Origin of the sequence: Bacteroides sp. AF32-8BH, assembly GCF_003435205.1 — a bacterium.
Taxonomy (GTDB): Bacteria; Bacteroidota; Bacteroidia; order Bacteroidales; family Bacteroidaceae; genus Bacteroides; species Bacteroides ovatus.
Map to the genome: position 1 here is coordinate 12463 of NZ_QVLZ01000054.1, position 16246 is coordinate 28708.

Sequence of the window (16246 nt, forward strand, 5' to 3'; positions counted from 1 at the left end):
ATATTGTCCTGTTTTGACTGATTTGAGAACCTTTGTGTAAGAAGAATACCCCATCTTTGCATCAGATTTAGTTTTCAATAGGTAATAGTTTTAGTTTTTAGGGTAATTGAATGAGATTGGTTTTCAAATTCGCTGTCGGTCTTAATGGGAACATTAGCCGATGGTGAATTTATAAAAGAGATGAATGTATCATGAAAACAATAAATTAGAAAATGAAGAAACCTTTATTGTATTTGCTTATTTTATTAGTGACTGTTTTCAGCACTTCCTGTTCCCAATCTTCAAAGGAGACATTTGAAATAGGGGACAAGACATTTTTACTTAACGGAAAACCGTTTGTGGTAAAAGCAGCCGAAATTCATTATCCCCGTATACCAAAAGAGTATTGGGAGCATCGTATCAAAATGTGTAAGGCATTAGGTATGAATACCATTTGTCTTTATGTCTTTTGGAATTTCCATGAGCCGGAAGAAGGAAAATATGACTTTACCGGTCAGAAAGATATTGCGGCTTTCTGTCGATTGGCACAGGAAAACGGAATGTATGTGATCGTTCGTCCCGGACCGTATGTTTGTGCAGAGTGGGAAATGGGTGGATTGCCTTGGTGGTTATTAAAGAAGAAGGATATCAAACTTCGTGAACAGGATCCGTATTATATGGAACGGGTGAAACTATTTATGAACGAAGTGGGCAAACAGCTTACCGATCTTCAGATTAGTAAAGGTGGCAATATCATTATGGTACAGGTTGAGAATGAATATGGATCATTCGGAATAGACAAACCATACATTGCCGAAATACGTGATATTGTAAAGCAAGCAGGTTTCACAGGAGTTCCTTTATTCCAATGTGACTGGAATTCGAACTTTGAGAATAATGCATTGGATGATTTGCTTTGGACAATCAACTTTGGTACAGGGGCTAATATTGACGATCAATTTAAGCGTTTGCAAGAACTTCGTCCTGATATTCCGTTGATGTGTAGTGAGTTTTGGTCTGGATGGTTCGATCATTGGGGAGCGAAGCATGAGACACGTAGTGCGGAGGATTTGGTAAAAGGAATGAAAGAAATGCTTGACCGGAATATTTCATTTAGTTTGTATATGACTCATGGAGGTACTAGTTTCGGACATTGGGGAGGAGCAAATTTTCCTAATTTCTCTCCGACGTGTACGTCTTATGATTATGATGCTCCCATCAATGAATCAGGGAAAGTTACTCCTAAATATTTTGAAGTACGCAATTTGTTAAGTAACTATTTACCCGAAGGTGAGTCATTGCCGGAAGTTCCGGATTCTATTCCGACTATTGCCATTCCGTCATTCAAGTTGAATGAAGTGGCGATACTGTTTGATAATCTGCCGGAGCCAAAGATTAGTGAAAACATTCAGTCAATGGAGGCGTTCGATCAGGGATGGGGAAGTATTTTGTACCGGACTACACTGCCGGCATCTAAAGAAGAACAGACTCTGACAATCACAGAGGCTCATGACTGGGCACAGGTTTTCTTGGATGGTAAGAAATTAGCTACATTAAGTCGTTTAAAAGGTGAAGGTACGGTTATTCTTCCTCCAATGAAAGAAGGGGCCCAGCTGGATATTTTGGTAGAAGCAATGGGACGTATGAATTTTGGTAAAGGCATTTATGATTGGAAGGGTATCACTGAAAAAGTGGAAGTCCAGTCGAATAATGGTGTTATTACTTCATTGAAGAACTGGAAAGTTTATAATATTCCGGTTGATTATGCTTTTGCGCAAAATAAGAAATTTGTAAAACAGGATAATCCCCAGAAATATCCTGCCTACTATCGGGGAACCTTTACGTTGGACAAAACAGGTGATACATTCTTGAATATGACTAACTGGAGTAAAGGTATGGTTTGGGTGAACGGTTATGCTATTGGACGTTACTGGGAAATTGGGCCACAACAAACCTTATATGTGCCGGGATGTTGGTTGAAGAAAGGAGAGAATGAAGTGATTATATTGGATATGGCTGGTTCTGTACAGCCACAGACAGAAGGATTACAACAACCTATTCTTGATAACCTGCGTGTACACGGTGCTGCTTATGCACATCGTAAGGTTGGTGAGAATTTGGATTTAACAGGAGAAAAACCTGTTTATGAAGGAACTTTCAAATCCGGTAATGGTTGGCAACATGTGAAATTCGGAAAGGAAGTGGAAACTCGTTTCTTTTGTCTTGAAGCATTGAATGCTTATGATGGAAAAGACTTTGCAGCTATTGCAGAATTAGAATTGTTAGGAGCCGATGGTAAACCTTTGTCACGCCAGCATTGGAAGGTTATTTATGCAGATAGTGAAGAAACAGAAGAGGCAAATAACATTGCAACGAATGTATTTGACTTACAGGAATCTACTTTCTGGCATACTAGCTACTCTTCAGCTGCTAAACATAAATTTCCACATCAGATTGTGATTAATCTTGGTGAGGATAAGATAGTCACGGGATTTTCTTATTTGCCAAGAGCGGAAGCCGACAAGACGGGAATGATAAAGGATTATCGGGTATATTTGAAGATGACGCCTTTTAAACTTTAAGAAAGGGTAATTATATGTTTGTGATACGTACTTGAGATATTTAAGTCAAAGGTTAATTATTAAGTTTGTTCATTAAGTTATAGGAAAGTAAAAGAATAACTTCCACGTGAGTGAAGGTTTTCTTTTACTTTCCCTTTTTTTATAATAGTTGAAATCATAAAGTAGCTTACTTTTGTTCTTTCTCTTATATTATATAATCTAAAATAACTAGTGATGCAAAAAATGAATAAAAATGGATTTAACCAATGTGCCAGAGTGTACATTGAGCGTTTGCGAAAAGAAGGGCGATATTCTACCGCTCATGTTTATAAGAATGCTCTTTTTTCTTTTAGTAAGTTTTGTGGAACACAGAACATATCGTTCAGGCAAGTCACGCGGGAATGTTTACGTTGCTATGGACAGCATCTTTGCGAGTCCGGATTAAAGCTCAATACGGTTTCTACTTATATGCGTATGCTGCGTAGTATTTACAATCGAGGAGTAGAAGCGGGAAGTGCCCCTTATGTTCCCCGGTTGTTTCATGATGTCTATACAGGCGTGGATATCCGGCAAAAGAAAGCATTGCCTGTGACCGAATTGCACAAACTACTGTATGAGGACCCGAAATCCGAACGTTTGCGTCGTACGCAGACGATTGCAGCTCTGATGTTTCAGTTCTGTGGAATGTCATTCGCGGATTTGGCGCATTTGGAGAAATCGGCTTTAGACCAGAATGTGCTTCAATATAACCGTATCAAGACTAAAACACCTATGAGCCTGGAAATTCTGGAAAGTGCAAAAGAGATGATGAATCAGCTTCGAAGCAATAAACCCGCTCTTCCTGACTGTCCCGACTATTTATTCGATATTCTGCATGGTGATAAGAAGCGGAAAGATGAAAAAGCATATAAAGAATATCAGTCTGCTCTTCGTCGTTTTAATAATTCTTTGAAGGATTTGGCGAGAGTGTTGCGCCTGAACTCACCCGTCACTTCATATACCTTCCGACATTCTTGGGCCACTACTGCCAAGTATCGCGGAGTTCCGATTGAAATGATTAGTGAATCACTGGGACACAAATCTATTAAAACCACACAAATATATCTGAAAGGCTTTGGATTAAGAGAACGCACAGAAGTGAATAGAAAGAATTTATCTTACGTTAGAAATTACAATGTAAGTAGGTGATAGATGGACAAAGCTTTAATAATCAGTATTTAAATGTATCCGTTACTTCTTAGGTAACGGAATCAAATATGACGCAAAGATAGACAAAAATATAAATAGCAAACAAATATTCTCCCATTTTTTTTCGTTTTATCTGATGCATACGGCAAAAAAAAATCCGAACATGAAATAATCATATCTTCATGCCCTATGATTTATATGTCCTGTTTTAAAAAGAATTTTCCCCTTCGCTAAAGGCAAAAACTCTTCTACCACTGTAATTGTCGATGTTTTTCTCTGTTCTCATTCCGATTGGTCTTGATTGTGTGTTTTCCGTTACCTAAGAAGTAACAGAATTATATAAGGTAAAAATAGTGGATTAATCAAAAAAGTTTTGAGAATATCTCTATTTAAAAGTATAACATACAAATAAAGATGAAACAAACTAAAGCGGCTTTTAGGAATAAGCCATTTATTTCGTTAAAAGGTAGTATTCTATTTCTGATACTCATTCCGATGAGCGGTCTGGTTCATGCGCAATATTCCATGGGAACAACGGGACAGTTGATGATTCCTACCGCTGAAATGCAGGAGACCGGTACATTTATGGGAGGAGTCAATTTCTTACCCGAGCAAGTTACTCCATCGGTTTTCAGTTTTCCTACCATGAACTATTTTGTAGATATGACTCTTTTCTCTTTTATCGAATTCACTTACCGGATGACATTACTCAAAATGACAACCGGTACAGGCAGAACGGGTTATCATAATCAGGACCGTTCTAATACGATTCGTATTCGTCCGCTAAAAGAAAGTCGCTATTTCCCAGCTGTTGTGATTGGTGGAGATGATCTTTTGACGGAGAAGAAGACTCCGTATTGGGGAGCTTATTATGGTGTGTTGACAAAGACTATCGGATTTCGTTCGGGAGACCAATTGGCTGTAACGGCCGGATGGTATATTCATCAAGGTGATTGTCGTGTATTTAATAAAGGACCTTTCGGAGGTGTCCGCTATACGCCTTCTTTTTGCAAAGAATTGAAGTTGATGGTGGAATATGATACGCGTGGATGGAATATGGGTGCTGCCATGCGCTTTTGGAAGCATTTGTCCGTCAATGTGTTTACTCGCGAATTTACATGTGTTTCCGCCGGTCTGCGGTATGAATGTACATTAATGCATTAAAAGAAGATGAAAAGGATTGTTAGTGCGACCGCTGTTTTTCTCTGTGGTATTTCTTTGTTACAGGCACAGCCAGTTCGTGTGAGTGAGACACTGAAAGAGTTGGATATGGAGAATATTTCAGTTGTGGAGAAAAGGGACACGATAACTGCGGCTTTTGAGACCTCTGCTTATAGGGGTATTTATAATGGAATCGGTATTGCCATACGTCATTTGGTCGCTATACCGGAAATACCGACTTTGCAGCTACTTATATTAGATAATGCCTTACCACAATTATGCATAACCATCCCTGCAGAATTGATTCAAAAATATCAAGCCGGTGAATGTGCGTTGGATGAAGTGTATCGCAAGATGGGGATGACTACTTCTACCGAAACTGCTGTACGGCAGCTGAAAGGCGTAAAACGAAAAGAAAGTTCTTTCGGTAAGGTCGATTTGGTGGTATATCCCAACGTGATGTTAGTCAATAATGTAACTTATAAGTTGTATAAAGCGGCTCTCGAGTTGCAACCTGCCCTGGAAATGCAATTATGGAAAGGAGCTTCGCTACGGATGCAGGTTTCTTTGCCTATTGTAAGTAATGAAGATGGTAAGTGGAACTGCGTTCGCTTGGGATTCATGGCTTTGCGTCAGGATTTTCGCTTGGCTAACCATTGGAAAGGATACCTCACTGGCGGTAGTTTCTCTAATGACCGTCAGGGACTTGCTGCAGGAATCGGCTATTTTTCAGCAAACGGCAGGTGGACGGTAGAAGGTGGAGGAGGAATTACCGGTTCTTCCCATTTCTATGGCAGTGACTGGAAAATGAGTAAGTGGAAAAGAGTCAATGGACAGATTAGCGTAGGATATTATGTGCCGGAAGTGAATACCTTGGTGAAAGTAGAAGGGGCCCGCTTTATTTATGGAGATTATGGAGTACGCGGAACTCTTTCACGCTATTTCGGCGAATATATTGTAGGTATATATGGTATGTACACAGATGGAGCAACGAATGCAGGGTTTAATTTCTCTATTCCATTACCGGGAAAGAAACGCAGGCGACATTTGCTACGGGTGATGCTTCCCGAATATTTTGCTTTTCAGTATGATATGCGTAGCGGGAATGAATACGCCCATCGTTCATTGGGCGAAAGTTATAGTGTTGAACCTAAGTCGGCAGAGAATTCACACTTCTGGCAGCCGGATTATATTCGATATTATTTGATTAGAACGAGTGAGAAGTGAAACATGATTGATATTTAAACTAGTATTTTTAACAAATTTGAACATTATGAAAAGTGTAAAATGGTTTTATGTGGGTGCCATGGCGATAGCCTTGGGTATGTTAACTTTTGCGACAGTAGCCTGTCACGATGATGATGACGATCCGAAACCGGCAGAAGGGGAAGTTGTTGAAACTCCGAAACCGGTTGTAGAGTATTACATTATGGGGACAGTGACTTCCGGAGGAGCAGCAATGGATGGGGCAAAGGTAAAAGTGGGTAGTAAAAATTACACAACCGACTCGAATGGTAAGTTCTCTGTTACAGAAAGTGCTACAGGTACTTATAGTATTGAAGCGTCTTCTAATGGATATCTTTCACAGAAAACGTCAGTTGTCATTGCAAATAATGCAGAGAATCGTAGTGTGGTAACGGTAGCTCTGGCTTTGACAAAGGAGAGTCCGAAAACTGCTGTGTCAATAGAGGCTACAGGAGAAACTAAAGTAGAGGATAATAGTGAATCGAATCAGGCAATTGAAAAGCCGGGAGAAGTTGCTCCGGAAGAAGTGGTAGAGGATAAACCGCTCGTGAAAGTCGAACTGACAATACCGGAAGATGCAATTGAGGCATCTCAACAACAAGCAGGAATTGTTGAAGATGGTAAAGTCAACATTAGTGTGACAACCTTTGTTCCTGCTCCTGAAGAAGTAACTACTGAAGTAAAGGCAGAGGACGTGAATAGAGATGTACCTAAAAGCATACCTTTAGCTGCTGCTAAATTTGAACCGTCTGGTTTGAAATTTAAGAAGTCTGTTACGATTTCTATTCCTAATCCTATCCCTGGAATAACATTCGCTGATGCTGATATGATACTTACTTATCAGAATCCAAATACAGGAGAATGGGGGGATGCAAAAGATAATAATGGAAATGTAATTAAAAATATATCTTCTACTACAGAAAGTGGAGCTGTCACTGCATATACAGCCGAAGTCGATCACTTCTCTGCTTATGCTATAGAGAATAAAGTATATAGCAAGATTAGTAATGAAACTGTGACAACTAATATTCTAGGACAAGCTAGTCGTGATAATAGCGAGAATGCTAAAGCGGTGACTGGCATTGAACTGAAATATAAGGAAAAGTCTGGTTGGGACTATGATAAGAATGATGCTGGTCTTGTTGCTGAAGTTAAATCGCAATTAGGAGCTGGTGCTAGTGCTGAAGATACAAAAACGGTGAATGCAATGGTTGCTTTTATGAAAACTCGTATGTTCTCATTAATGGGATCGGTATCTGGCATTACGGAAACTGAACGTGTTTATAACACTGTAAATGTAAACGGATATACTACCATGAGTTATACTTGCTATGCAAAAGTCCGTACTACCACGTTGACGGCTAATGTAAAGTTTAAGGGTACTGCAAAGTCTGTTTCGATTACAGCAACTCGTTATACCGGTACGGACCATCAATATAAAACGGTTACTTATAATCCGACACATAGCGGTGGTAAGGGTGGTAGTATCTAAGATGTTTTATAGTAAGGGGCTTAGATTCATTTGTAGCATTGAATCCCTGCCTTAGTCGATTAGAAAAAAGTACAGAGGTACTTCTTTACCTAATTGGCCCCATGCATCAGATTTTATTTTGATGCACATTTCCCCAAATATCAACTGTCTGTGAAGATCGTTGATATGACTTTGATACCGTTTGTCAAGTTGATGGCAGTATAATAAGTTTTTAATTATTCATTTTAAGATAAAACCCTTTTGAATATGCTCCTTTTCCAATAAACCCTTTGGGGCATGTTCATATAGAGTATAGAAGGAGGAGGTCACTGTGAAGCGGTCTCCTCTTTTGCTTTTCGAAAATACTGTATTACATTAGAAGTAATACCCTAAATTCACAAAGCAACTTCCTTTGTCCGTCTGATTGGAATATCCCAATGATATTTCCAATGGCCCGAAGATACTGTCCATTCCATAGCCTGCACTGATACCGAATAATTGCTTGCCTTTCAATATATCGAAGAAATTACTATCTGTTAGTCCGTAGTTACCCGTCAGTGTAAGATAATGAATGGCTCCCATGCGTTGTCTGAACTTAATAGATGCAATCATAATGGTGTTATCCATCAATTCCAGATTGGTAACCCCGGCAAATGGTAATTGCTGTGGAATATAGAAACCAGGTACGTCACCGCCAATGGTATTTTGCAGCGGGTAGGGAAAATCTCTTCCGATCAGGATACGTCCATAAATGGAAGGAATGATAGAGAAACGGCGGGTTACAGGAATGACGCTTGCCCACGAAGCATTCAGTGCTGAAAATGGAGCGTGTTCGTTGTATTGTGCCATATTATCCGTATAGAGTGAATAGGCGGCTCTGAAGTCACTTCCTTTAGAAGGGAAACGTCCTTTATCATAGGTATTATATTGCACTTGGGCAAAATAACTTAGAAAGTGTTCGGATTCTACTTTCAGGTCGGAAATTTCAGGTTTCTTGAACAGGAAATCCTTGTATTTGTAATATTCAAAACGAAGACCGAGTCCGAAACGGAAATTCTTGTACCATACATCAGAGAAGCCGAATTCGGCCAGATGATATTTGTAAGTTGTATTATAGGCACGGTCGCCTTCCTCGTAAATATTGATATCATTGTATTGGAACATATACGAGAAGTTGAAATTACGCTGTTGCATTGGTTCCAGCGTATAGTCTATGCGGGCAGCATATCGTTTACCCAACCGACCGGTAAGAGCCAGACGGGAAGGAATACGAGTTTTGAGGTCTGCTGTTGCATTGACCAACAAAGATGCGATCTCTTCCGAATCGAAACGTATACCCAGGTTGATTCTTCTTTCATATTTTTCCTGTAACAGGAAGTTGAGGTGATAACCTTCAGGTGTCTCTTTCAACGTATAACTGGCACTGGAGTAGGACTGAGTACCGCGTAACTGATACAGGGCCTGTTCTATTTGTTGAGTGGAAATATCGCTGTTTTCTTTCAGATTACATTTCTTCATCAACCATTTTTTATCATCCACCTCTACACCGGAAAATGAGATGTCCGTCACATAAACCGTACGCGCATTAGAAAGAGAAGAATAAGGACCATGTTGTTTCGGGGTATAATCTTCGGCTATTCCTATTTTCTTTTTCACAGCAAGCAATGAACCCCATTGGGCTTTTGCTGCTTCTTCGCCTCTACGCATCAGGGTATCAATGGCGGCTGGAGTAAAACTGGCGGATGAATATCCATCTACATTGACACGAATATAGGTATCTGTGAGGTCTACATTTTTTTCATGGTTAGACTGACAGGTGATATCTACAATCTGCCCCAGAATGTCGGGTACACTATTGAGCTTGTCGGCTTTCTTAAGAGCATTCTGTACGTCTACCCCGATAATAATATCGGCTCCCATTGCTTTCACTACATCCGCCGGATAGTTGTTTACAATACCACCGTCCACTAATACCATACTGTCTTGCCGTACCGGAGTAAATACACCGGGGATAGCCATACTGGCACGCATGGCAGTAGAGAGTATTCCGTCATGGAATACAATTTGTTCTCCATTAACAACATTGGCTGCTACACAGGCAAAAGGAATGGGAAGTTTATTAAAGTCGATAGAGTCATGATACCCTACGGTAAGGTCTGAAAATAGATTAGCCAGATTCTGTCCTTTCATGATTCCTCCGGTAGCGGCATCTTTGGGAGTTTTGGTGAAAGGAATAGAGACTGTATATTTTTCAGATCGCTCACGATCTGTTAATGACATGGCACTTCTTTTGATACGGTCACTCAATAGGAATGTCCAATCTTGTTTTCGTACCATGCTATCCAATTGTTCCGGAGTATAACCGATGGCATAAAGACCGCCTACGATAGCTCCCATGCTGGTGCCGGCTATATAATCAATAGGAATTCCGGCTTCTTCGATCACTTGCAGTGCTTTGATGTGTGCCATTCCTTTAGCACCGCCGCCGCTTAGAACGACACCTACCTTTTTTCTTTGTTCCTGAGAATGCAAAGAAAAAGGCAATAAGATGCCAATTGATAAAACTAATGTTGAAAAGATTTGTTTTTTCATTAGGACATGGTCTAGTGTTGATGTTTAATATAATACAAATGTAGAGCATAATTTGTTTAGTTGTTGAAATGGGAATTAAAAAAAATGTTCCAAAAGTCGGAAATGTGGATAATTTCTACATTTTATCTGGTGGATTCTACATTTCTACATTTCTTAAGGCAAAATATAATAGACTGAATACCAGTAAATAATAGGTGTAATGAATTTTGGCATACTAATTGCAAGAAAGAGTATAGAACAAACATAAGTTAAATTAAATAATAAGATTCGATATGAGATTATTCTTTTCGAAACATGAGTTGAAACTGAGGAGAAAGAGAACCATTGCTGCTATTATATGTGTGGTACTTGTGTTGGGTGTGTATTGGATACTGACCCGACCTCAGAAGGCTGCGCCGGAAATGCCGACAGTCATTGTAGAACCGGTAGTGAAAGATGATGTAGAGATATACGGGGAGTATGTAGGGCGTATTCGTGCCCAACAGTTCGTCGAAGTCCGTGCCCGGGTGGAAGGCTATCTGGAAAATATGCTTTTTGCCGAAGGTACATATGTCAATAAGAATCAGGTTTTGTTTGTCATTAATCAGGACCAGTATCGTGCCAAAGCTGATAAGGCCAGAGCGCAGTTGAAAAAAGACGAAGCGCAGGCTTTGAAGGCGGAGCGTGATTTAAAACGTATCCGTCCGTTGTTTGAGCAGAATGCTGCAAGCCAGTTGGATTTGGATAATGCGGAAGCTGCTTATGAAAGTGCTGAGGCAACGGTAGCCATGAGTGAGGCGGATTTGGCACAGGCTGAATTGGAGCTGGGCTACACCATTGTCCGTTCGCCTTTGTCGGGACACATTAGTGAAAGAAATGTGGATTTGGGTACGTTAGTGGGACCCGGGGGAAAATCATTGCTTGCTACTATTGTGAAGAGTGATACGGTGTTGGTTGATTTTAGTATGACGGCACTCGATTATCTGAAGAGTAAAGAAAGAAATATTAATTTGGGACAGCAGGATTCTACCCGTTCCTGGCAGCCCAATATTACCATAACATTGGCAGATAACACAGTCTATCCATTCAAAGGATACGTGGATTTTGCCGAACCCCAGGTGGATCCTCAAACCGGTACTTTCTCTGTACGTGCAGAAATGCCTAATCCGAAACAAGTATTGTTGCCGGGACAGTTTACAAAGGTGAAATTGTTGCTGGATGTTCGTGAAGGAGCACTCGTTGTTCCAATGAAAGCCGTTACCATCGAAAAGGGTGGAGCATATATTTATACCATGCGCAGGGATAATGCGGTAGAGAAACGTTTTATCGAATTAGGACCGGAAGTCGGGAATAATGTGGTGGTAGAAAGAGGATTGGCAGAAGGAGAAATGGTAGTTGTAGAAGGGTTCCATAAGTTGACTCCGGGTATGAAAGTACGGGTGAGCCAACCGGATGCAGAAGCCCAGGATAGTATAACTGCGACAAAAAATGAAGTGGCCGGGGCGAAAGAAAATGTTACCGGAACGAAGGATAACGCGAAAGGAGAATAAACGATGAAAGTTACTTTTTTTATAGATAGGCCGGTCTTTTCGGCTGTAATCTCCATCGTGATTGTGATTGTCGGCATTATTGGTCTGACGATGCTTCCGGTGGATCAATATCCGCAGATTACTCCTCCGGTGGTGAAGATTAGTGCTTCTTATCCGGGTGCGAGTGCACTTACTGTATCACAGGCAGTAGCTACTCCGATTGAGCAGGAAATCAATGGTACTCCGGGGATGCTTTATATGGAATCAAATAGTTCTAACTCCGGAGGTTTTTCGGCAACAGTTACTTTTGATGTATCTGCTGATCCGGATTTGGCAGCTGTTGAGATTCAGAATCGTGTGAAACTGGCAGAATCCCGTTTGCCGGCGGAAGTGATTCAGAATGGTATTTCGGTAGAAAAACAGGCTCCCAGTCAGTTGATGACGCTTTGTTTGACTTCTACCGACCCAAAGTTCGATGAGATTTACTTGAGTAACTTTGCTACCATCAATGTGCTCGATGTGATTCGCCGTATTCCCGGAGTGGGACGTGTATCCAATATCGGTAGCCGTTATTATGCCATGCAGATATGGGCGCAGCCGGATAAGCTGGCAAACTTCGGACTGACCGTACAGGATTTGCAGAATGCATTGAAAGATCAGAATCGTGAATCAGCAGCGGGTGTGCTGGGACAACAGCCTGTACAAGGATTGGATATCACGATTCCTATCACGACACAGGGACGTCTTTCCACTGTAGGACAATTTGAAGATATCGTAGTACGTGCCAATGCGAATGGTTCTATCATTCGATTGAAAGATGTGGCACGTGTATCGCTGGAAGCTTCTTCGTATAATACAGAGAGTGGTATCAACGGTGAAAATGCTGCCGTGCTTGGTATTTATATGTTACCGGGTGCTAATGCGATGGAAGTGGCCGAGAGAGTAAAAGAGGCAATGGATGAGATTAGTAAGAACTTTCCGGAGGGATTGAGCTATGAGATTCCGTTCGATATGACGACTTATATTTCCGAATCTATCCATGAAGTATATAAGACGTTGTTTGAAGCGTTGGTATTGGTGGTTCTGGTAGTTTATTTATCCTTGCAGAGCTGGCGTGCAACGTTGATTCCGGTAGTGGCGGTGCCTATTTCATTGATCGGTACTTTCGGATTCATGTTGATTTTCGGTTTCTCATTGAATATCCTGACATTGCTCGGATTGATCCTTGCGATCGGTATTGTGGTGGATGATGCGATTGTGGTGGTGGAAGGTGTGGAACATATCATGGAAACGGAGCACCTAAGTCCTTATGAAGCTACGAAAAAAGCGATGAACGGACTTGCCAGTGCTTTGATTGCCACTTCGCTGGTATTGGCGGCTGTGTTCGTCCCGGTTAGCTTTTTAAGTGGGATTACAGGACAGTTGTATCGCCAGTTTACGGTGACAATTGTAGTATCCGTGCTTATTTCTACGGTCGTGGCTCTGACATTGAGTCCGGTGATGTGTTCGCTGATTCTGAAACCGGATAGCGGGAAGAAAAAGAATATCGTTTTCCGGAAGATTAATGAATGGCTGGGTATCGGTAGTAATAAGTATGTAGCTGCCGTAACTCGTACAATTAAGCATCCTCGTCGAGTTTTGAGTGCTTTTGGTATGGTGTTGATTGCTATCATGTTGATTCATCGCATTATTCCGACCAGTTTCTTACCTGTGGAAGATCAGGGATATTTCAAGATTGAATTGGAACTGCCGGAAGGAGCTACTCTGGAACGTACCCGTATCGTGACAGAGCGTGCCATTGCTTATCTGGAAAAGAACCCGTACATTGAGTATATACAGAATGTAACGGGAAGTAGTCCTCGTGTCGGAAGTAACCAGGGACGTGCAGAACTGACAGTGATCCTGAAACCTTGGGAGGAACGGAAGAGTACCACTATTGAAAAGATCATGCATACGGTAGAGAAACATCTTGAGGAATATCCGGAATGTAAAGTCTATCTGTCCACTCCTCCGGTTATTCCGGGGCTCGGTAGTTCGGGAGGTTTTGAGATGCAGCTGGAAGCTCGTGGAGAAGCCACTTTTGATAATTTGGTAGACGCGACAGATACATTAATGTACTACGCATCCAAACGCAAAGAGTTGGCGGGCTTGTCATCTTCTTTGCAGTCGGAAATCCCACAACTCTATTTTGATGTGGATCGAGACAAAGTGAAGATGCTGGGTGTACCTTTGGCTGATGTGTTTTCTACCATGAAGGCTTATACCGGTTCGGTTTATGTGAACGACTTTAATATGTTCAACCGTATATATAAGGTTTATATTCAGGCAGAAGCTCCTTATCGCGAACACAAAGACAATATTAATTTGTTTTTTGTGAAAGCCTCCAATGGAGCGATGGTACCATTGACTTCTCTGGGAAATGCATCATATACCACAGGACCGGGAAGTATCAAACGTTTCAATATGTTTACTACGGCCGTTATTCGTGGAGCAGCTGCGCAAGGATATAGTTCCGGACAGGCGATGGAGATCATGGAACAGATTGCCCGCGATCATCTTCCCGATAATATCGGACTGGAATGGAGCGGCCTTTCCTATCAGGAGAAGCAGGCGGGAGGTCAGACGGGTATGGTGATGGCACTGGTATTCTTGTTCGTTTTCCTCTTCCTTGCTGCACAATACGAAAGTTGGACAGTGCCTATTGCTGTGTTGCTTTCTTTACCTGTGGCAGCTTTGGGAGCCTATTTGGGAGTCTGGGTTTGCGGATTGGAAAACGATGTCTATTTCCAGATTGGCTTGGTTATGTTGGTCGGACTTGCCGCTAAGAATGCAATTTTGATTGTAGAGTTCGCAAAGGTGCAGGTAGATAAAGGTGAAGACTTGGTGCAATCGGCCATATACGCAGCCAAATTGCGTTTCCGTCCGATTCTGATGACCTCTCTTGCCTTTGTGCTCGGTATGCTTCCGATGGTACTGGCAAGTGGTCCGGGTTCGGCAAGCCGGCAGGCAATCGGTACAGGTGTATTTTTCGGAATGATATTTGCCATCGTATTTGGTATCATTCTTGTGCCGTTCTTCTTTGTGATGGTGTATAAAACAAAGTCGAAAATCTTAAAACATAAGAAATAATGAAACGAAAGAAACTATATATTGCTATCCTGTTACTTGCCGGAGTACTGACTTCCTGCAAGGTAGGGAAAAGCTATGTCCGTCCTGATCTTCATTTACCCGACAGTTTGGAAAGATCACAGGATTCGGTCAGCTTCGGTGACCAGGACTGGAGGGATATTTATACGGATGCTACATTGAGAAGTCTGATAGAGCGTGCGCTGGATCATAATAAAGATATGCTGATTGCTGCTGCCCGTGTGAAAGAAATGGCTGCACAGAAACGAATTTCTACGGCTGCATTGCTTCCGGATATTAAAGGAAAAGTGACAGGGGAACGCGAACTCGAGAATCATGGAGGAGATGCTTTCAAGAGATCGGATACCTTTGAAGCACAATTCCTCGTTTCGTGGGAAGTCGATCTTTGGGGAAATCTGCGTTGGGCGCGTTCGGCTAGCATTGCCGAGTATCTGCAATCTATTGAAGCACAACGCGCATTGCAGATGACGATTGTGGCTGAAGTGGCACAGGCTTACTATGAACTGGTAGCTTTGGATACAGAACTTGATATTGTCAAACAGACATTGAAAGCCCGTGAAGAAGGAGTGCGCCTGGCACGTATCCGGTTTGCCGGCGGATTGACTTCCGAGACTTCCTATCGACAGGCACAAGTGGAGTTGGCACGTACGGCCACTCTGGTTCCTGACCTGGAACGTAAAATCTCTCTGAAAGAAAACGATATTGCTTATCTTGCGGGTGAATATCCTAATAAGATAGCCCGTTCCCGTTTGCTTCAGGAGTTTAACTCTCCGGAAACACTTCCTGTAGGGTTGCCGTCTACTTTGTTGGAACGCCGTCCCGACATTCGTCAGGCAGAGCAGAAATTGATTGCTGCCAATGCAAAAGTAGGAGTGGCCTATACGAATATGTTCCCACGTCTTGCCCTGACAGGCGGTTTCGGTAGTGAAAGTACTTCTTTGTCGGAACTTCTAAAATCTCCCTATGCAGTGATGGAAGGAGCTTTATTAACTCCTATCTTTGGTTGGGGAAAGAACCGTGCGGCATTGAAAGCGAAAAAGGCTGCTTATGAGGCTGAAGTACATAGTTATGAGAAATCCGTACTGGAAGCTTTCAAGGAAACACGTAATGCGATTGTCAACTTCAACAAGATTAAGGAAGTGTACGAACTTCGTGCCAATCTGGAACGTTCAGCCAAGAGCTACATGGACCTGGCACAATTGCAGTACATCAATGGAGTCATCAACTATCTGGATGTGTTGGATGCCCAACGTGGATACTTTGATGCTCAAATCGGATTGAGTAATGCCATTCGTGACGAGTTGATTGCGGTGGTTCAACTTTATAAGGCTCTTGGCGGAGGCTGGGAGCAGAATCCCTAGAATTATATTATAAATTAGCTCGCTGAAGAAAAC

At 41.8% G+C, this 16246-nt stretch carries 9 protein-coding genes; 8 read left to right on the top strand and 1 reads right to left on the bottom strand.

Annotation, left to right across the window (positions count from 1 at the left end; genetic code table 11):
• Positions 1-212 precede the first annotated feature (212 nt).
• The 5 genes from DWZ47_RS26395 (at position 213) to DWZ47_RS26415 (ending at position 7626) form a co-directional block, all read left to right on the top strand.
• Complete coding sequence (locus DWZ47_RS26395; protein ID WP_117515231.1) at positions 213-2561, top strand: beta-galactosidase; 2349 nt, start codon at positions 213-215, stop codon at positions 2559-2561.
• A gap of 213 nt (positions 2562-2774) precedes the next feature.
• On the top strand, positions 2775-3728 hold the full coding sequence (locus tag DWZ47_RS26400) for a tyrosine-type DNA invertase cluster 3b (protein WP_117515233.1): 954 nt from the start codon (positions 2775-2777) through the stop codon (positions 3726-3728).
• A gap of 414 nt (positions 3729-4142) precedes the next feature.
• On the top strand, positions 4143-4892 hold the full coding sequence (locus DWZ47_RS26405; RefSeq protein ID WP_004325599.1) for a YjbH domain-containing protein: 750 nt from the start codon (positions 4143-4145) through the stop codon (positions 4890-4892).
• Positions 4893-4898: 6 nt separating this feature from the next.
• Positions 4899-6116 (top strand): YjbH domain-containing protein, encoded by a 1218-nt coding sequence (locus tag DWZ47_RS26410; RefSeq protein WP_117515235.1) that lies wholly within the window; start codon positions 4899-4901, stop codon positions 6114-6116.
• 46 nt (positions 6117-6162) lie between these two features.
• Positions 6163-7626 (top strand): carboxypeptidase-like regulatory domain-containing protein, encoded by a 1464-nt coding sequence (locus tag DWZ47_RS26415; RefSeq protein ID WP_004307617.1) that lies wholly within the window; start codon positions 6163-6165, stop codon positions 7624-7626.
• Between the two features lie 354 nt (positions 7627-7980).
• On the opposite strand, the gene DWZ47_RS26420 is transcribed toward DWZ47_RS26415, so the two are convergent.
• On the bottom strand, positions 7981-10197 hold the full coding sequence (locus DWZ47_RS26420; RefSeq protein ID WP_117515237.1) for a patatin-like phospholipase family protein: 2217 nt from the start codon (positions 10195-10197) through the stop codon (positions 7981-7983).
• Positions 10198-10469: 272 nt separating this feature from the next.
• On the opposite strand from DWZ47_RS26420, the gene DWZ47_RS26425 reads away from it, so the two are divergent.
• Genes DWZ47_RS26425 through DWZ47_RS26435 form a run of 3 tightly spaced genes read left to right on the top strand, consistent with a single transcriptional unit; the run spans position 10470 to position 16213 of the window.
• The gene (locus DWZ47_RS26425; RefSeq protein WP_004297379.1) at positions 10470-11726 is read left to right on the top strand and encodes an efflux RND transporter periplasmic adaptor subunit; all 1257 of its coding nucleotides are present in this window, start codon (positions 10470-10472) and stop codon (positions 11724-11726) included.
• A gap of 3 nt (positions 11727-11729) precedes the next feature.
• Positions 11730-14834 (top strand): efflux RND transporter permease subunit, encoded by a 3105-nt coding sequence (locus DWZ47_RS26430; protein WP_004297380.1) that lies wholly within the window; start codon positions 11730-11732, stop codon positions 14832-14834.
• On the top strand, positions 14834-16213 hold the full coding sequence (locus DWZ47_RS26435; protein ID WP_004297381.1) for an efflux transporter outer membrane subunit: 1380 nt from the start codon (positions 14834-14836) through the stop codon (positions 16211-16213). The genes DWZ47_RS26430 and DWZ47_RS26435 overlap by 1 nt, the downstream gene beginning before the upstream one ends.
• Positions 16214-16246 lie beyond the last annotated feature (33 nt).

Bases quoted from the DNA above. Each gene is read 5' to 3' on its own strand.
- DWZ47_RS26425 (WP_004297379.1), top strand. From the start codon at position 10,470: ATGAGATTATTCTTTTCGAAACATGAGTTGAAACTGAGGAGAAAGAGA.
- DWZ47_RS26400 (WP_117515233.1), top strand. From the start codon at position 2,775: ATGCAAAAAATGAATAAAAATGGATTTAACCAATGTGCCAGAGTGTAC.
- DWZ47_RS26410 (WP_117515235.1), top strand. From the start codon at position 4,899: ATGAAAAGGATTGTTAGTGCGACCGCTGTTTTTCTCTGTGGTATTTCT.
- DWZ47_RS26430 (WP_004297380.1), top strand. From the start codon at position 11,730: ATGAAAGTTACTTTTTTTATAGATAGGCCGGTCTTTTCGGCTGTAATC.
- DWZ47_RS26395 (WP_117515231.1), top strand. From the start codon at position 213: ATGAAGAAACCTTTATTGTATTTGCTTATTTTATTAGTGACTGTTTTC.
- DWZ47_RS26415 (WP_004307617.1), top strand. From the start codon at position 6,163: ATGAAAAGTGTAAAATGGTTTTATGTGGGTGCCATGGCGATAGCCTTG.
- DWZ47_RS26420 (WP_117515237.1), bottom strand. From the start codon at position 10,197: ATGAAAAAACAAATCTTTTCAACATTAGTTTTATCAATTGGCATCTTA.
- DWZ47_RS26405 (WP_004325599.1), top strand. From the start codon at position 4,143: ATGAAACAAACTAAAGCGGCTTTTAGGAATAAGCCATTTATTTCGTTA.
- DWZ47_RS26435 (WP_004297381.1), top strand. From the start codon at position 14,834: ATGAAACGAAAGAAACTATATATTGCTATCCTGTTACTTGCCGGAGTA.